This window comes from Mesorhizobium sp. M0678 (genome assembly GCF_040320505.1).
In the GTDB taxonomy this organism is placed as follows: domain Bacteria; phylum Pseudomonadota; class Alphaproteobacteria; order Rhizobiales; family Rhizobiaceae; genus Mesorhizobium.
Genome location: NZ_JAMYPT010000001.1, coordinates 297,302 through 315,256 on the forward strand (window position 1 = coordinate 297,302; position 17,955 = coordinate 315,256).

Consider the following 17,955-nt stretch of genomic DNA (forward strand, 5'->3'; position numbering starts at 1 on the left):
TCCTATCCCTTTTTCCTGGCCGCCGGTTTTTTGGCCGCAGCCGGTTTCTTCGCAGGCGCGGCCGCTTTGCGGAAGGGCTTCCTGGCGCCGTTGCCGCCCTTGGCTTCCTTTTCCGCAATGAGCGCCACCGCATCCTCGATCGTCACCGATTGCGGATCCTTGCCCTTCGGCAGCGTCGCATTGACCTTGCCGAAATTCACATAAGGCCCGTATTTGCCGTCGCGCACGACTATCTTGCCGCCGCCGGCAGGATGCTCGCCCAGTTCCTTGAGCGCAGCGGCTGTGCCGCCATTGCGGCCGCCTTTGCCCTTCAATTGCTTCTCGGCGATCACCGAGACGGCGCGATTGAGGCCGATCGAGAACACGTCCTCGATGCTGTCGAGATTGGCGTAGGTGCCGTCATGCAGCACGAACGGCCCGTAGCGCCCCAGCCCGGCCGAAATCATCTTGCCGGATTCCGGATGCTTGCCGACGTCGCGCGGCAGCGACAACAAGGCGAGCGCCTTTTCGTGATCGATCGAATCGACCGTCCAGCCCTTGGGCAGACTGGAACGCTTGGCATCCTTGCCGTCGCCGCGCTGGATATAGGGGCCGAACCGGCCATTGCGCAGCGTGATCTCCTCGGCGGTATAGGGGTCCTTGCCGAGCACTTTGGTGCCGTCTTCACCACCGCCGTTCTCGCCATTGGGATTGGCGGCGTCGCCGAGCTGGCGGGTGAAGGAGCATTCGGGATAGTTCGAACAGCCGACGAAGGCGCCGAACTTGCCGAGCTTCAGCGACAGGTTGCCGGTGCCGCATTTCGGACAGATACGCGGGTTCGAACCGTCTTCGCGCGCGGGAAAGACCAGCGGCGCCAGTTCCTCGTTCAATGCATCGAGGACGTCGGTGACGCGCAACTCCTTGATGTCGGCGACGGCGCCGGAAAAATCCTTCCAGAAATCGCGCAGCACGTCCTTCCATGCGAGCTTGCCGTCGGAAATCTCGTCGAGCTTTTCCTCCAGCGAAGCGGTGAAGTCGTACTCGACATAACGCTCGAAGAAGCTTTCGAGGAAGGCCGACAATAGCCGGCCCTTTGCCTGCGGCACCAGCTTGCGCTTGTCGATGGTGACATAGTCACGATCCTCGAGCGTCTTCAGGATCGCCGTATAAGTCGACGGCCGGCCGATGCCCAACTCTTCCAGCTTCTTGATCAGCGAAGCTTCCGAATAACGCGGCGGCGGCTCGGTGGTGTGCTGGGTGGCGTTGATCGCCTCGCGTGTGAGCTGCTCGCCGGCACGGATCTCGGGCAGGCGGCGGCTTTCCTCGTCTTCCGAATCTTCTTCCTTCTGCTCGATGTAAGCGGCAAGGAAGCCGTCGAAGCGAACAACCGAGCCTACAGCGCGAAGCTCGGCGGTGCGCGGGCCGTTGACTGCCTCTATCTCGACCGTGGTGCGCTCTATCTCGGCCGGCTGCATCTGGCTGGCGATGGCGCGTTTCCAGATCATCTCGTAAAGCCGCGCCTGGTCGGCGTCGAGATACTGCTTGACGGAAGCCGGCGTGCGCATGAAATCGGTCGGACGGATCGCTTCGTGCGCCTCCTGGGCATTCTTGGCCTTGGCGGAATAGTAGCGCGGCTTTTCAGGCAGGTATTTAGGGCCGAATTCCTTGGCAATCGCATCGCGTGCGGCAGAGATCGCCTCCGGTGCCATCTGCACGCCATCGGTCCGCATATAGGTGATCAGGCCGGTGGTCTCACCGCCGATCTCCATGCCCTCATAGAGCCGCTGCGCCACCTGCATGGTGCGGTTGGCCGAAAAGCCGAGACCCGATGAGGCTGCCTGCTGCAGCGTCGAGGTGGTGAAGGGCGGCCCGGGATTGCGCTTGGTCGGCTTCGCTTCGACAGACGCCGCCTTGAAGCTGGCGCCTTCGAGCATCGCTTTGATGTCGTCGGCCTGCGCCTTGTTAGAAATGTCGAGCTTTTGCAGCTTCTTGCGCTCGAAGGCGGTCAGCCGCGCCTCGAAATTTTCCTTGCGCGGCGTACCGAGAATGGCGGCGACCTGCCAGTATTCCTCGCGGATGAAGCGCTCGATCTCGGATTCGCGGTCGCAGACCAGACGCAGCGCCACCGACTGGACGCGGCCGGCGGAGCGGGCGCCGGGCAGCTTGCGCCACAGCACGGGCGACAGCGTGAAGCCGACGAGATAGTCGAGCGCGCGGCGGGCGAGATAGGCATCGACCAGCGGCGCGTCGATCTGGCGCGGATTGGCCATCGCCTCCAGCACGGACGCCTTGGTGATGGCGTTGAAGACGACGCGGCTGACCGGCTTGTCCTTCAACGCGCGCTTTTGCTTCAGCACTTCCAGGACATGCCAGGAGATCGCTTCGCCCTCGCGGTCCGGATCGGTGGCGAGGATCAGCCCGTCGGCGTCCTTGACCGCCTTGGCAATATCGGCGAGACGCTTTCCAGACGCGGTGTCGACGGCCCAGGACATGGCAAAGTCCTCATCCGGACGCACCGAGCCATCCTTGGCCGGCAGATCGCGGACATGGCCGAACGAGGCCAGAACCTTGTAGTTCTTGCCGAGGTATTTGTTGATTGTCTTCGCCTTGGCCGGCGATTCGACGACGACGACGTCCATACGGTCTCATATCAGTTGTGATGCGGCAGAAGAATTCCGCTGCGCGCGACGAAATCTCGTTCAATGTGTCGCTCACATGGCCGCGCTTTTGCATCCGGTCAAGGCCAAGCAGTCAAAATGCGGCCCTGTACCGAATGCGCAACCCAGCGGCGCGCCATGCGATTTTCCGCAATCCTGGATAAGGGAAATGGCCAGCCTATCACTGGACAAGCCCGGCAATTGATCCTGGAGAACGGGACAAACTCTCCCGCGGATATAAGAGAAACATCGAGCACGCGCCAGCCCTGCTTGAACAGATGCTGTGAAGCGCGCAATCGGTAGCCCGGCATTTTGCTCGGACAGTCGCAAGGAAGTACCGTGCTGAAAAGCTGGCCGCCGGGGCGGTTGGGTCGAGTTCCCAGCGACCAGCCGTGTTACCGCCGGTTACAGCCGATCAGAAGCTCAAGGCCTAGTCGGCCTTGGCGATATGCCAGACGCCGCCGACACCCTCGCCGGTCACGTCGCCGGCCTTCTTGTCCTTGATGAACGTGTAGAGCGGCTTACCTTCGTAGGCCCACATCCTGGTGCCGTCGGTGCGGTCGACGATCGTCCACTCGCCCTCGGCCTTGGCGTTGGCGTCAGCCTTCAGCGGCGGCCAATTGGCGGCGCATTTGTCGTAGCAGTTCGACTTGCCCGCCTCGTCCTTGTCGTAGGTGTAGAGCGTCATGCCGCTGGCGTCGGTGTAGATCTTGGTGCCGCCGACCTCCGCTTCCTTCCACGCCTCGGCGGCGAAGGATGCGGCAGTGCCGAGCAAAAGCGCGGCCATGCCAGTTGCGATCGTTTTCATGGATTTCTCCCTGGATCATTCGAAAAGCGCGCGGAACAACGCAGCTTCGTATGATCAACGCTGCCTGGCTGCCCTTTCTTCCCGGGCGGGCGTCGACTTGCTACCCAATGTGATGGGGCCACGCGATGGTGATTGGCGGACAGCTGTTGTCGCGGCTATATGGCTGCGCAGTCATCGGGAGACGGAAATGGCATTGGACGTCGGCTATGTCAGTGCGATCGGGGCGGGAGCGATTTCGTTCCTGTCGCCTTGCGTGCTGCCGCTGGTGCCACCGTACCTGTGCTATATGGCCGGCGTGTCGGTCGACGATTTCCGCGGCGAGGCCGGCATTACGGCAAAGGCCGGTGCGCGAGGCGCGCTGGTTAATTCCTCCATCGCCTTCGTGCTCGGCTTCTCGACCGTCTTCGTCGCGCTCGGCGCCGGCGCCTCGACCATCGGCCATCTGCTGCGAGTCTGGCAGGAGCCGCTGGCAATGGCGGCCGGCGTGCTGATCATCCTGATGGGGCTGAATTTCCTCGGCGTACTGCGCATCCCTTTGCTTTCACGCGAGGCGCGCTTCCAGTCACAAGGCAAGCCGGCCAGCCTGATCGCCGCTTACGTAATGGGCCTGGCCTTCGCCTTTGGCTGGACGCCCTGTATCGGCCCGGTGCTGGGGCCGATCCTGACGCTTGCCGGCGGCCGCGAGACGGTGGGCGAGGGCGCGCTGCTGCTTGCCGCCTATTCGCTCGGCCTCGGTATTCCCTTCCTCGTTGCGGCGCTGTTTTCAGGCGCCTTCATGCGCTTTCTCGGGAAATTCCGCGTCCATCTCGGCCGCGTCGAAAAGGCCATCGGCGCGTTGCTGGTGGTCGCCGGCGTGTTTTTCCTGACCGGCGGCGTGCAGGCGGTGTCCTATTGGTTGCTCGAGAATTTTCCGGTGCTGGGGCAATTGGGATAGGTTTGCCGCCCGGCCGAAGCGCGAGGCCGTAGCTGCGGCGCAAGGCACCGCAGCTACGCGGTCCATTCACCTTCGAAATAGCCCGGCTGGTCGATATCGGCGATGAGCCCGGGTCCGCTCGGCGCCCACCCCAGCAGCGCGCGAGTCCGCTCGCTCGAGGTCGGGACATCCATCGCCGCGAACATCGCGAACCAGCCAAAATGATCGGCGGCTTCTTCCGCGGACTTGGCGACGACCGGCACGTTCAGGCGCCGGCCGATCACGCCGGCGATGTCCTTGAACGGCACGCCTTCTTCGGCGATCGCGTGATATCGCCCGCCATCGGCTCCATGCTCGAGCGCAAGCCGGTAAACGCGGGCGGCATCGAACCGATGCACGGCAGGCCAGCGATTGAGCCCTTCGCCGATATAGGCCGACACGCCCTTCTTGCGAGCGAGGTCGATGAGAATAGGAACGAAGGCGTGGTCGCCCTGGCCATGGACCGACGGAGGAAGGCGCACAACCGACGCGCGCACGCCGTGTGCCGCCAGCGCGGCGGCTGTCGCTTCGGAGGCGCGGGGATACGAAGCGGAAGAGGGGACAGGCGCATCTTCCTCGGTCGCGATACGGCCCCGCGCCTGGAGCGCGGTTCCGGAGGTGACGAGCAGGGGCCGCTCGGAGCCTTCGAGTGCACCGCCCAAGGCCTCGATGGCGCGCCGGTCCATCTCGCAATTTTGCGCGAATTTCGAGAAGTCGTGGTTGAAGCCGGTATGGATCACTCCATCAGCTGCCGCTGCGCCCCTGCTGAGGCTTTCGAGGTCTTCGAGGTCACCTCGATGCACCTCGGCTCCGGTGGCTGCAAGCGACTTGGCCGACGCCGCCGAGCGGGCGAGGCCGAGCACCTGATGGCCGGCGCCGATGAGTTCTTGAACGACGGCAGAACCGACGAATCCGGTCGCTCCGGTAACGAAAACACGCATCACGACTTCTCCTTGTTCGTTTCTGACCACGACCATTTTCGCGGCTCAGTTGTGTCGTGATAGGCGCTTGAGAAAATACGATCTATGCGGTAAAGTCCGTATTATCTTCGCAATCGTCCGGAATGACTTGTGGATCCCCTTTCAGATGTGCTCTCGCTGCTGAAGCCGCGAAACTATATGTCGGCCGGTTTCGATGCTGGTGGTGAATGGTCGATCCAGTTCCCCGACCAGCAGCAAAGCATCAAGACCGGAGCGGTGGTCTCCGGCCGGTGCTGGCTATCTGTGGAGGGCGTTGCCGACGCAGTGCGCCTTGAGACGGGAGACTGCTTCCTGCTGCCGAGTGGACGGCCATTCCGCCTTGCAAGCGACATGAGCTTGACGCCTGTTGAAGCCGTCAAGATTTTTCCGCCTGCGCGAGCCGGCGGTGTCGTGACCCACAATGGCGGTGGTGATTTCTTTCTGGTCAGCAGCCGCTTCGCGCTTGGCGGCAATCATGCCGGCATCCTGTTGCGGATGCTGCCAGCCATTGTGCATATCCGCAAAGAGTCGGACCAGTCGGCGCTGCGCTGGTCGGTGGAGCGGATGATGCAGGAGCTGCGCGAGCCACAACCGGGCGGCTTTCTGGTGATCCAGCACCTCGCCCACATGATGCTGGTTCAGGCGCTGCGGCTGCATCTTTCGGAAGGATTGAAAGGTGGCATCGGCTGGCTCTTTGCCCTGGCGGACAAACAGATCGGCGCGGCGATCAGCGCCATGCATGACGATCCGGCGCATGGCTGGACGTTACAGGAACTGGCGGAACGGGCCGGCATGTCGCGATCGACCTTTGCGCTCAGATTCAAGGAGACGGTTGGCGCGTCGCCGATGGACTATTTGACGCGCTGGCGAATGCTGCTGGCCGGCGAACGGCTGACGAATTCCAGCGATCCCGTCGCCGTCATAGCGCTCTCGCTCGGCTACGAATCCGAAAGCGCCTTCAGCACAGCCTTCAAGCGGGTCATGAACTGTTCGCCACGGCAATACGGCCGTGGCCGAGCCTCCAGTTTCGCATCACGCAACGAGGCGGAAGCCGCGTGAGCCGATCGGCTTGAGCGTGTCGCGGGTTGGAGGTTCCACCGTCTCACCGGAATTTAACCGCATTGGTGCAGCATGGCGCCAGTGCTACTAACGCTTCGATTCCAGACCCCTTTCAACGGTTGCCATCCCATGAGCCAGAGAACCTGCCTGTCCATCATCCTCGCCGCCGGCGAAGGCACGCGCATGAAGAGTGCAGTGCCGAAAGTGCTGCACACAATCGCCGGCCTGCCGATGGTTGCCCATGTCGTCAAGGCGGCCGAAGCCGCCGGCAGCGGCGAGTTGGCGCTGGTGATCGGCCATGGCGCCGATGAGATGCGCAAGGCGGCACTCAAGTTTGCGCCGAAGGCCGAGGCTTTCGTCCAGGAAAAACGTCTCGGCACCGCGCACGCCGTGCTTGCCGCACGCGCAGCAATATCAAAAGGTTATGACGACATCTTGGTGATGTTTGGCGACACGCCGTTGATCGATCCGGAAGCGCTCGCGGCGGCGCGGCTGAAGCTGGCGGAAGGTGCGGCCGTCGTCGTGGTCGGCTTCCGTACGGAAAATCCTTCGGGCTACGGCCGGCTTATCGAAAAGGCCGGCAAGCTCGTGGCCATCCGCGAGGAGAAGGACTGCTCGGACGAGGAGAAGAAAATCACCTTCTGCAATGGCGGGCTGATGGCGGTCGCCGGCAGGCACGCGCTGAAGCTGCTCGATCAAGTCGGCAGCAAGAACGCCAAGGGCGAGTATTATCTCACCGACATCGTCGAGATCGCCGCTGCGCAGGGACTTGATGTCGTCGCCACCGAAGCCAGTTTCGAGAACGCGCTCGGCATTAACAACCGTGCCGAGCTTGCCCAGGCGGAAGATATCTGGCAGCAGCGCCGCCGGCGCGAGGCGATGCTTTCTGGCGTTACGCTGATCGCGCCCGAAACCGTGTTCTTCTCGCACGACACCGAGATCGGCGCCGATACGATCGTCGAACCCAATGTCTGGTTCGGGCCGGGCGTGAAAATCGCCACGGGGGCCAAGATCCATGCCTTCAGCCATATCGAAGGCGCCACCATCGCGTCGAATTGCGATGTCGGGCCGTTCGCGCGGCTGCGGCCCGGGGCCGATCTGAGAACCAAGGCCAAGGTCGGCAATTTCTGCGAGGTCAAGCAGGCGATCGTCGAAGAGGGCGCCAAGGTCAACCATCTGACCTATATCGGCGATGCCCGCATCGGCGCCGGCGCCAATATCGGCGCCGGCACCATCACCTGCAATTATGACGGCTATTCGAAATTCTTCACCGATATCGGCGAGGGCGCCTTCATAGGCTCGAACTCCTCGCTGGTGGCGCCGGTGTCGATCGGCAAGGGCGGCTACATCGCCTCGGGCAGCGTCATCACAGAAAGCGTACCCGACGATGCGCTGGCCTTCGGCCGCGCCCGCCAGCGGACTCTAGCCGGCAAGGGCAAGGAGTTGCGAGAGCGTTTTTCTCAGGCCGCGGCGGCCCGCAAAAAAGGGTAGACTAGCGGAACTCGGCGACAAGCTGGATTTCGCCAACGATTGCATCGTTGAAGGCCGACAGGTCTTCGGCCGGGATCCAGTATTCCAGATGCGCCCGGCTGCCGGCATGCTGGACGCTGTAACGGTCCAGAAAGCTGCGACGCACCTCGAAACGCGTCACGAAACCTGATCCGCTCGCGGGCACATTCCAGTCTCGGGCGATCTGGGTGGCATAGGCCTCGCTGGTGACCGGATAGAAGATCGGCTGATCGGCAAGTCGAGGAGGAAAGGCGCGCATCCCTGCCCTCTGGATCAACTCCAGTTCGCGGGGCCCAACCGGACGCCAAAGCGTCACCGTGTCAATTCGTTCGTTCATAGCCGCATCATGTCTTTGACTGATTTCTGGAGCCGTTGAGCCGAGATAGGATACATAAGCGGAGAAACTGAGCAATTGCAGTAACCGGATTGCAAGTGCGCCCTGTCATGGTGCATCTGTGCAGGATAGTCCGGCTGATACCGGACGAAATGGAATGTGATTTTTCGCGACAGCCCGGCAGTCTCTAAATAGCGCCGGGTTTGAGGTCGGAATCGGGGGCAAGCGCCATGTGCGGTATCGTTGGAATTGTCGGTAACTCGCCGGTCGCGCCGCTTATCGTCGATGCGCTGAAAAGGCTCGAATATCGCGGCTATGACTCGGCCGGCGTCGCCACGATCGAGCACGGCAGGCTTGACCGCCGCCGCGCCGAGGGCAAGCTGGTCAATCTCGAGCGCCGGCTGAAGGACGAACCGCTCGACGGCATGATCGGCATCGGCCACACGCGCTGGGCCACACATGGCGTTCCGAACGAGAGCAATGCGCATCCGCATTTTTCCGACGGCGTCGCCATCGTCCATAACGGCATCATCGAGAATTTCGCCGAATTGCGCGACGAGCTGATGCGCGACGGCTACAGCTTCGCCTCGCAGACCGATACCGAAGTCGTCGCTCATCTGGTGGCGCGCGAACTGGCCAAGGGGCTGAAGCCGGTTGAGGCGGCGCACAAGGCGCTGAAGCGGCTGGAAGGCGCCTTTGCGCTCGCCATCATGTTCAAGGGCGACGAGGATCTGATCGTCGGCGCGCGCAACGGCCCGCCGCTCGCGGTCGGTCATGGCGACGGCCAGATGTTCCTTGGCTCCGACGCCATTGCGCTTGCCCCTTTCACCAATTCGATCACCTATCTGGAAGACGGCGACTGGGCGGTGGTGCGCCGCAACGAGGTCGATATCTTCGACATGGGCGGCAACAAGGTCGACCGCAAACGCCAACAGTCGCTCAGCACGAGCTTCATGGTCGACAAAGGCAACCGCCGCCATTTCATGGAAAAGGAAATCCATGAGCAGCCGGAAGTGATCTCGCACACGCTGGCGCATTATGTTGATTTCGTCGGCGGCGTCTCGAAGCCGCTCGAGCTGCCGTTCGATTTCGCCAAGGTCGACCGGCTGGCGATCTCGGCCTGCGGCACCGCCTATCTCGCCGGGCTGATCAGCAAATACTGGTTCGAGCGCTATGCGCGGCTGCCGGTCGACATCGATGTCGCTTCGGAGTTCCGCTACCGCGAGATGCCGCTGTCGAAGAACGATGCCGCTTTCTTCATCTCGCAATCGGGTGAGACCGCCGACACGCTGGCGTCGCTGCGCTACTGCCGCAAGGCCGGCATGAAGATCGGCGCGGTCGTCAATGTGCGCGAATCGACCATGGCGCGCGAATCCGACGTCATCCTGCCGACGTTGGCCGGCCCGGAGATCGGCGTCGCTTCGACCAAGGCGTTCACCTGCCAGCTTTCCGTGCTGGCCTCGCTGGCGGTGCGGGCGGGCGTGGCGCGCGGAACGATTTCGCAGGAGCAGGAGAAAACGCTGATACGCGAGCTGTCGGAAGCGCCGCGTTATGCGAACCAGGTGCTAAAGCTCGACGGGCAGATCGAAAAGGTCGCGCGCGACCTCTCGCACTACAAAAACGTGCTTTATCTCGGCCGCGACACCAATTTTCCGCTGGCCATGGAAGGCGCGCTGAAGCTCAAGGAAATTTCCTATATCCACGCCGAAGGCTATGCCGCCGGCGAGTTGAAGCACGGCCCGATCGCGCTGATCGACGAGAACATGCCCGTCATCGTCATCGCGCCGCATGACCGCATCTTCGAAAAGACCGTGTCGAACATGCAGGAGGTCGCGGCACGCGGCGGCAAGATCATCCTGATCACCGACAGCAAGGGCGCCGCACACGCTACGGTGAAGACGATGGAGACGATCGTTTTGCCGGACGTGCCGGAAATCATCTCGCCGATCATCTACGCGCTGCCGATCCAGATGCTCGCCTATTTCACCGCCGTGTTCATGGGCACGGATGTCGACCAGCCTCGCAACCTGGCGAAATCGGTAACGGTGGAATGATCGGTTCCAAACGGCTACCGATAGGGTCCAACGACAATTTAGTATCAGTTATTGATACATATTTCTTGCACCCTGTCTTGTATCAATGTATGATACAAGACGAGGGCAGAAGTTGATCGTTTCGTTCAAAGGCAAAGCGGTGGAAGCGGTTGCCGAGGGGAAGGCACCGAAAGGTTTCCACCGGATCTGGTTGCCCGTGGCGAACGTCGTCTTCGAGCGATCGAAAACGCCGCACAATTGAACGACCTTCGATCGCCACCCGGAAATCGCCTTGAAGCCCTGAAAGGGAGCAGAGCTGGGCAGCATTCAATTCGTATCAACGACCAATGGCGTATCTGCTTCAAATGGACCAACGCTGGCGCCGAAGAGGTGGAGATCGTCGACTACCATTGAGCGGGCACTTGCCCTAAACCCTTGAGGTCTCTGAACCATGCTCAAGTTCGTACGTCCAATTCACCCCGGAGAGTTCCTGCGCGAGGAATATCTCGTCCCGCTCGGTATGAGTGCCGGTGCGCTGGCGAAGAAGCTCAATCTTCCTCGTACCCGTATCGAACGCATTGCCAAGGAAGAGATCGGCCTGACTCCTGATACCGCGCTTCGCCTCGCCAGGTTCTTCAACACCACGCCGGAATTCTGGATGAATTTTCAGCAGGCTTATGAACTTGAAACCGAGGCGAAGAAACTCGCACCGGAGCTCGAGAAGATCGAACCGCTGGAAGCCGCGGCATAGTTGATCTTTTAAAAACTTCGCCATTCCAAAGCGCCTTGGGGTTCAGTAGTGTCGCGCTGCAAACACACGCTGCGGTGAACCATGTCGGATGCTCTCAAGACCTCAGGCATGACCCGGCTGAGAAACTATTTCCTGACCGGCTTCGTCGTTTGCGCGCCGCTGGCGATTACCGCCTACATTGCCTGGTCGCTGATCGGCTGGGTCGATTCCTGGGTGAAACCCTACATTCCGGTACGCTACAATCCGGACACCTACCTGCCGTTTCCAGTGCCGGGTTTTGGGCTGATCGTTGCCTTGATCCTCATCACCTTCATCGGCTTTATGACCGCCAATATCGTTGGCCGCGCCATCGTCAATTTCGGCGAGCGCCTGCTTGGCCGCATGCCGCTGGTGCGCGGCATCTACCGTTCGCTGAAGCAGATTTTCGAGACCGTGCTGTCGAACAAGGGCGACATGTTCCGCCAGGTCGGGTTGGTCGAATATCCGCGCAAAGGGGTCTGGTCGCTGGTCTTCGTCGCCAGCGAGAAGGAAACCGAGATCAACCAGAAGCTCGACCGGGAAGGCGATCCGCTGATTGCCGTATTCATGCCGTGTACGCCCAACCCGACGACGGGCTTTCTGATGTATGTGCCGAAATCCGACATTGTGCTGCTCGACATGACAATCGAGGACGGAGCCAAGCTGATCGTGTCGGCCGGCTTGGTGGCGCCGGCGGTCAAAATGGTGACGGTGAACGGCGAGCAGATCCACGGCGCGCTTGCCAATCCTCCGCTCGACACGATGCCTCAGCCGGCACGCAGGAGCCGCACGGCCTCGTCGCGGCCGAACAGATAGAGCAGCAGGCGCAGCGCCGTGCCGCGTTCGGACTGCAGTTCCGGATCGCGCGACAGGATCAGCCGCGCATCGTCGCGGGCGGCCTCGAGCAGGTCGGCATGCGCCTCGATGCGCGCCACCTGGAAGCCCGGCGTGCCGGACTGGCGGGTGCCGAGCAACTCGCCTTCGCCGCGCAGCTTCAGATCCTCTTCGGCGATACGGAAGCCATCCTCGGTCTCGCGCATTACCGACAAACGGCGTTTTGCCGTCTCGCCGAGCGGATCCTTGTAGAGCAGCACGCAGGATGAAGGCTTGTCGCCGCGCCCGACCCGGCCACGCAATTGGTGCAGCTGGGCAAGGCCAAAACGCTCGGCATGCTCGATGACCATGATTGTCGCGTCGGGCACATCGACGCCGACCTCGATCACTGTGGTGGCGATCAGGATACGGGTGTCACCCTGCTTGAAGGCGCGCATCGCCTCGTCTTTGTCGGTGCCTTTCATGCGGCCGTGCACCAGGCCGATGCGGTCGCCGAACAGCGGCTTCAGCGAGGCAAAACGGTCCTCGGCCGACATCAGCTTGATCTCCTCGGATTCCTCGACCAGCGGACAGATCCAGTAGATTTTCTGGCCATCGGCGACGGCGTCGAGCATGCGTCCGATCAGTTCGTCGAGCCGTTCAAGCGGCAAGGTGACGGTGCGGATCGGCTGGCGGCCGGCCGGCTTTTCCGTCAGCTTCGACACATCCATGTCGCCGAATGCAGTCAGCACCAGCGTCCGCGGTATCGGCGTTGCTGTCATCACCAGCATGTCGGGCGCATCGCCCTTGGCGGTAATGGCAAGGCGCTGATGGACGCCGAAACGGTGCTGCTCGTCGACGACGGCGAATACGAGGTCACGGAACGTCACCGTTTCCTGGAACAGCGCATGGGTGCCGACGACGATGTCGATGTCACCCTTGGCCAGCCCGGTCAGCGTGTCGGCACGCTCGCGGCCCTTTTCGCGACCTGTGAGGACGGCGACACGCAGGCCGGCCCGTTCCGCCAACGGCGCAATCGTTGCCAGATGCTGGCGCGCCAGGATTTCGGTCGGCGCCATCAATGCCGCCTGGCCGCCGGCCTCGACGGCACGCGCCATGGCAAGCAGCGCGACCACCGTCTTGCCGGAGCCGACATCGCCCTGCAAAAGGCGCAGCATGCGTTCGGGGTCACCGAGATCGGCGTTGATTTCGGCAAGCGCCATTTCCTGCGACATGGTCAGCGAATAGGGGAGTGCCACGCGCAGTTGTTCGACTATGCGGCCGTCGCCGACGAGTGGCCGGCCAGATAATCGGCGGACCTTGGCCCGCACCAGCGCCAGCGATACCTGGCCGGCCAAGAACTCGTCATAGGCAAGGCGCCGCCACGCTGCGCCGTCGACAGAGACGTCGATCGGGTCGGCAGGATTGTGGATGCGGTTGAGCGCATCGCTAAAAGCAGGAAAGGCGTGGCGGCGCCGGAACTCACCGTCCTGCCATTCGGGCAGCACCGGCAGGCGGGCCAGCGCCTGGCCGATGGCCCGGCGCAGCACCTTGCCCGAGAGCCCGGCGGTCAGCGGATAGACCGGCTCGACCAGCGGCAGGTTTTCCGCGTCGCCGGCAAGTGCGATATGGTCGGGGTGAACCATGGTCGGGCGGCCGTTGAACCATTCCATGCGGCCGGAGACGACGACATGCTCGCCTGCGGGCATTGCTTTTTCGAGATAGGCGGCATGGGCATGGAAGAAGGTCAGCGCGATCTCGCCGGTGTCGTCATGGGCGTAGACCCGGTACGGGACCGACCTGTTGCCGCGTGGCGGCGGCTGGTGGCGATCGATGCGGACGTCGAGCGTAACGATGGCGCCTTCCGCCGAGCCGGCGATGCCAGGCCGGTTGCGGCGGTCGATGACAGTATGCGGCAGCACGAACAAGAGATCCCCGGCGCGCGCGGCCCGGTCGCCGAGGTCGGCTGCTACGACTTTTTCGATCAGGGCGCCAACTTTTGGCCCGACCCCGGCAAGCGAGGTGATCGGGACAAACAGCGGATCGAGGAGGGAGGGACGCATGATGTCAGCTTATGTTGCGGCGACTGTAGCGCAAGGCTGACACCGCCTTCTATCCACGCTATATGCGCCGCCTGGGCAAGGATGTTGCAAGATGACCGGAACGAAACGATCAAGCGAGGGGCTCGATGCCCGCCGCCGCAAGCTTCTGTTTCGTTCGTGGCACCGCGGCATGCGCGAGATGGACCTTATACTCGGCAGCTTCGCCGACGCCGAGATCGGCGCCTTGACCGGCGACGAAATCGACCAATATGAGAGGCTCCTCGACATTCCCGACACCGAATTCCTGCCTCTCGTCACTGGCGAACGCCCGGTTCCGGCGGATATCGACTGTGCCGTCCTGCAAAAAATCCTGGCTTCGCGCCGGGAGATGACCTTCTGAACAACGTGTAGCCATGAGCCTTATCCCTACGATCGGTCTGCCGAAAGGCCGCGCCGGCCAGTTCATCGTCGATGGCGTCGCCGACGGCTACGAAGCCTTTGCGCTGGTGCAGGCTGCGCACGAGATCGCCCCCGACAAGCCGGTGCTGTTCGTGGCGCGCGACGGCCAGCGTCTGCCGGCGATCGTCGAGGCGCTTGCCTTTGCGGCGCCGGGCCTGCCGGTGCTGGAACTGCCGGCCTGGGACTGCCTGCCTTACGACCGCGTCTCGCCCGGCGCCGATGCCGCCGCAAGGCGGCTCGATGCACTGGCCGCAATGATTGCGCTGGCGAAGAAGCCGCACCGCGCCGTCGTCCTCACCACTGCGAATGCGCTGTTGCAACGCATTCCGCCGGCTGAACTCGTCGAGGCGCAGACCTTCCACGCCAAACCCGGCAACCAGATAGACATGAACGTGCTGGTGTCGCGGCTGGAGAATTCCGGCTTCGAGCGAGTGCCGACAGTGCGCGGCATCGGCGAATTTGCGGTGCGCGGCGGCATTCTCGATCTCTTCGCGCCCGGCTGGACGGAGGCACTGCGCCTCGATTTCTTCGGCGATACGCTGGAATCGATCCGCGTCTTCGACACCGCAACCCAGCGCACCATCGGCCAACGCAAATCGATGGCGCTGCAGGCGATGAGCGAGGTGGCGCTGACGCCGGAAACCATCAGCCGCTTCCGCCGCGCCTACATCGAAGCCTTTGGCGCGCCCTCCCGCGACGATGGGCTCTATGCGGCGGTCAGCGAGGGCAGGCGGTTTGCCGGCATGGAGCACTGGCTGCCGTTCTTCTATGAGCGGCTGGAAACCGTCTTCGACTACCTGCCCGATGCGCCTGTGGTTTTCGACCATCTGGCGCATGAGGCACTGGCCGAGCGCCACACTCTGATCCTCGACCACTACGAAGCGCGCAAGAAGCAGGCCGACGGCGCCTTGAAGGACGCGGTGCCCTACAAGCCGGTGCCGCCGGATCTGCTCTATCTGTCGCCCGAGAACCTGATTGCCTCGCTTGGCCCGCGCGAGGCGATAGATTTCACGGCCTTCGACGCGCCCGATGCCGGCGCGAAAAAGGTGTTCCATGCCGGCTCGCGCCACGGCCGCAGCTTCGTCGAGGAACGCGCCGATCCTAACGCCAACGTTTTCGACGTCGTCGTAAAACACATTTCCGACGAGCGCGCTGGACGCCGCCGTGTCGTCGTCGCCGGCTGGACTGAAGGTTCGCTCGACCGGCTCGGCCAGATCCTGGTCGAGCATCACCTTGGCAATCTGAAGCCGGTGGCGACGCTTGCCGAAGCCGAAAGGCTTGAGCCAGGGCAGGCGGGACTGGCCGTGCTGCCGCTCGAATCCGGCTTCGAGACTGAGAAACTGGTCGTCGTCGCCGAGCAGGACATTCTCGGCGACCGGCTGATCCGGCGCTCGAAGCGCAAGAAGCGCGCGTCCGACTTCATCGCCGAGGCTTCGGCATTGTCTTCAGGCGATATCGTCGTCCATGCCGACCATGGCATTGGCCGCTTCATCGGGCTGCGCACCATCGAGGCGGTCGGTGCGCCGCACGATTGCCTCGAAATCCACTATGCCGGCGACGATCGGCTATTCTTGCCGGTGGAAAACATCGAGCTGCTGTCGCGCTATGGCTCGGATTCGGCCGAGGCGACGCTCGACAAGCTTGGCGGCGGCGCCTGGCAATCGCGCAAGGCGCGGCTGAAGAAGCGCCTGCTCGACATGGCCGGGCAACTGATCCGCATCGCGGCCGAGCGACAAATGCGGGCCGCGCCGGCGTTGGTGCCGGCGGAAGGCCTCTATGGCGAGTTTGCAGCGCGTTTTCCCTATGAGGAGACCGATGACCAGCAGACGGCGATCGATTCGGTCATGGATGATCTAGGCGCCGGAAAGCCGATGGACCGGCTGATCTGCGGCGATGTCGGCTTCGGCAAGACCGAAGTTGCACTTCGCGCCGCCTTCATTGGGGCGATGGAAGGCTTTCAGGTGGCCATAGTGGTGCCGACGACATTGTTGTCGCGCCAGCATTTCAAGACCTTCTCGCAGCGCTTCTCCGGCCTGCCGATCCGCGTCGCCCAGGCCTCGCGGCTGGTCGGCGCCAAGGAATTGGCGGAGACCAAGAAGGGCATCGCCGAAGGCCAGATCGATATCGTCGTCGGCACGCATGCACTGCTCGGCTCCTCGATCTCGTTCAAGAATCTTGGTCTGCTGATCATCGATGAGGAGCAGCATTTCGGCGTCAAGCACAAGGAGCGGCTGAAGGATCTCAAGACCGACGTCCACGTTCTGACTTTGTCGGCGACGCCGATCCCACGCACGCTGCAGCTTGCCTTGACCGGCGTGCGCGAGTTGTCGCTGATCGCTACGCCGCCGGTCGACCGCCTGGCGGTGCGCACCTTCATCTCGCCCTTCGATCCGCTGGTCATCCGCGAGACGCTGCTCAGAGAACGCTACCGCGGCGGCCATTCCTTCTACGTCGTACCGCGCATCAGCGATCTCGCGGAAATCCATGATTTTCTGCGCGAATCTGTACCTGAGCTGAAAGTGGCGGTGGCCCATGGCCAGATGCCGCCCGGCGAGCTCGACGATATCATGAATGCCTTTTATGACGGCCAGTACGACGTGCTTTTGTCGACCACAATCGTCGAATCCGGCCTCGATATACCGACCGCCAACACGCTGATCGTGCATCGCGCCGACATGTTCGGCCTGTCGCAGCTCTATCAGTTGCGTGGCCGCGTCGGCCGTTCGAAGGTGCGCGCCTATGCGCTGTTCACGCTGCCCGCCAACCGCAAGCTAACCGATACAGCCGAGCGTCGGCTGAAAGTGCTGCAGTCGCTCGATACGCTAGGCGCCGGTTTCCAGCTGGCCAGCCACGACCTCGACATCCGCGGCGCCGGCAATCTGCTTGGCGAAGAGCAGTCGGGCCACATCAAGGAGGTCGGTTTCGAGCTCTACCAGCAGATGCTGGAGGAGGCGGTGGCCGAAGTGAAGGATTCCGGCGAGGTGCAGGACGGCGGCTGGTCGCCGCAGATCGCCGTCGGCACGGCGGTGATGATCCCGGAAAGCTACGTCCCGGATCTGCAGCTCAGGCTGGCGCTCTATCGCCGTCTTGGCGATCTCGAAAATACGGAAGAGATCGATGCTTTCGGCGCCGAGCTGATCGACCGGTTCGGGCCGCTGCCGGAAGAGGTTGAACATCTGTTGAAGATCGTCTTCATCAAGGCGCTTTGCCGCAAGGCCAACGTGGAGAAGCTCGACGCCGGGCCGAAAGGCGTCGTCATCCATTTCCGCAAGCGGGAATTCCCCAATCCGGTCGGGCTGGTCAAGCTCATCGGCGAACAAGGCTCGCTGGCCAAGATCCGACCCGACCAGAGCGTCGTCTTCAGCCGTGACTGGGCGACGCCCGAGAAGCGGCTGGCTGGCTCAGCGGTTGTCATGACGCAGCTGGCGCGGCTGGTGGAGAAGGCGGCGTAGCAGCGCGTCGGTGGTGCTCTGGGCACAACCGCACCGGCACTTTCGCAGTGCCGTGCTCATTCGCCACGCGACCACTTCCGGTCTAGAATAGGAAATCGGCTTCGTGTATGGAGCCGCGACCCCATATGGG

General features: G+C 62.7%; 14 protein-coding genes. 9 read left to right on the top strand and 5 right to left on the bottom strand.

Features of this window, described 5'->3' with window-relative positions; all coding sequences use genetic code 11:
- Positions 1–2: 2 nt before the first annotated feature.
- Both topA and NKI29_RS01395 read right to left on the bottom strand, forming a co-directional pair.
- Positions 3–2,618, bottom strand: coding sequence for a type I DNA topoisomerase (topA, locus tag NKI29_RS01390; protein WP_352455651.1), 2,616 nt, complete (start codon positions 2,616–2,618; stop codon positions 3–5).
- Positions 2,619–3,066: 448 nt separating this feature from the next.
- Entirely contained in the window at positions 3,067–3,444 is a 378-nt protein-coding gene (locus NKI29_RS01395) for a COG4315 family predicted lipoprotein (RefSeq protein WP_352568795.1), read from the bottom strand.
- A gap of 187 nt (positions 3,445–3,631) precedes the next feature.
- On the opposite strand from NKI29_RS01395, the gene NKI29_RS01400 reads away from it, so the two are divergent.
- Complete coding sequence (locus NKI29_RS01400) at positions 3,632–4,378, top strand: cytochrome c biogenesis CcdA family protein (RefSeq protein WP_031212847.1); 747 nt, start codon at positions 3,632–3,634, stop codon at positions 4,376–4,378.
- Between the two features lie 53 nt (positions 4,379–4,431).
- Here the strand turns inward: NKI29_RS01400 and NKI29_RS01405 are convergent, their stop codons facing one another.
- Positions 4,432–5,337, bottom strand: coding sequence for an SDR family oxidoreductase (locus NKI29_RS01405; RefSeq protein WP_352754786.1), 906 nt, complete (start codon positions 5,335–5,337; stop codon positions 4,432–4,434).
- 129 nt (positions 5,338–5,466) lie between these two features.
- Between NKI29_RS01405 and NKI29_RS01410 the strand changes: the two genes are divergently transcribed.
- Both NKI29_RS01410 and glmU read left to right on the top strand, forming a co-directional pair.
- On the top strand, positions 5,467–6,414 hold the full coding sequence (locus NKI29_RS01410) for an AraC family transcriptional regulator (RefSeq protein WP_352754785.1): 948 nt from the start codon (positions 5,467–5,469) through the stop codon (positions 6,412–6,414).
- Between the two features lie 129 nt (positions 6,415–6,543).
- On the top strand, positions 6,544–7,905 hold the full coding sequence (gene glmU / locus NKI29_RS01415; RefSeq protein WP_352594487.1) for a bifunctional UDP-N-acetylglucosamine diphosphorylase/glucosamine-1-phosphate N-acetyltransferase GlmU: 1,362 nt from the start codon (positions 6,544–6,546) through the stop codon (positions 7,903–7,905).
- A gap of 1 nt (position 7,906) precedes the next feature.
- Here the strand turns inward: glmU and NKI29_RS01420 are convergent, their stop codons facing one another.
- Positions 7,907–8,260 (bottom strand): hypothetical protein, encoded by a 354-nt coding sequence (locus tag NKI29_RS01420; RefSeq protein WP_023679968.1) that lies wholly within the window; start codon positions 8,258–8,260, stop codon positions 7,907–7,909.
- Between the two features lie 227 nt (positions 8,261–8,487).
- Here NKI29_RS01420 and glmS point away from each other — a divergent pair, with 227 nt between their 5' ends.
- The 4 genes from glmS to NKI29_RS01440 all read left to right on the top strand — a co-directional run bounded on the left by glmS (position 8,488) and on the right by NKI29_RS01440 (position 11,875).
- A complete protein-coding gene (glmS, locus tag NKI29_RS01425) occupies positions 8,488–10,311 on the top strand; it encodes a glutamine--fructose-6-phosphate transaminase (isomerizing) (protein WP_352622634.1) in 1,824 nt (607 codons plus the stop codon).
- A gap of 219 nt (positions 10,312–10,530) precedes the next feature.
- Complete coding sequence (locus NKI29_RS01430; RefSeq protein ID WP_352795557.1) at positions 10,531–10,704, top strand: type II toxin-antitoxin system RelE/ParE family toxin; 174 nt, start codon at positions 10,531–10,533, stop codon at positions 10,702–10,704.
- A gap of 37 nt (positions 10,705–10,741) precedes the next feature.
- Positions 10,742–11,041: a HigA family addiction module antitoxin gene (locus NKI29_RS01435; RefSeq protein ID WP_031212869.1), complete on the top strand. Its 300-nt coding sequence runs from the start codon at positions 10,742–10,744 to the stop codon at positions 11,039–11,041.
- 81 nt (positions 11,042–11,122) lie between these two features.
- The gene (locus NKI29_RS01440; protein WP_023680026.1) at positions 11,123–11,875 is read left to right on the top strand and encodes a DUF502 domain-containing protein; all 753 of its coding nucleotides are present in this window, start codon (positions 11,123–11,125) and stop codon (positions 11,873–11,875) included.
- On the opposite strand, the gene recG is transcribed toward NKI29_RS01440, so the two are convergent.
- Complete coding sequence (gene recG, locus NKI29_RS01445) at positions 11,827–13,935, bottom strand: ATP-dependent DNA helicase RecG (protein ID WP_352692318.1); 2,109 nt, start codon at positions 13,933–13,935, stop codon at positions 11,827–11,829. The two genes, NKI29_RS01440 and recG, sit on opposite strands and share 49 nt — an antisense overlap.
- A 91-nt stretch (positions 13,936–14,026) precedes the next feature.
- Between recG and NKI29_RS01450 the strand changes: the two genes are divergently transcribed.
- Positions 14,027–14,314 (top strand): FAD assembly factor SdhE, encoded by a 288-nt coding sequence (locus NKI29_RS01450; RefSeq protein ID WP_023680023.1) that lies wholly within the window; start codon positions 14,027–14,029, stop codon positions 14,312–14,314.
- A 13-nt stretch (positions 14,315–14,327) separates the two neighbouring features.
- The gene (gene mfd / locus NKI29_RS01455) at positions 14,328–17,825 is read left to right on the top strand and encodes a transcription-repair coupling factor (RefSeq protein WP_352692316.1); all 3,498 of its coding nucleotides are present in this window, start codon (positions 14,328–14,330) and stop codon (positions 17,823–17,825) included.
- Positions 17,826–17,955 lie beyond the last annotated feature (130 nt).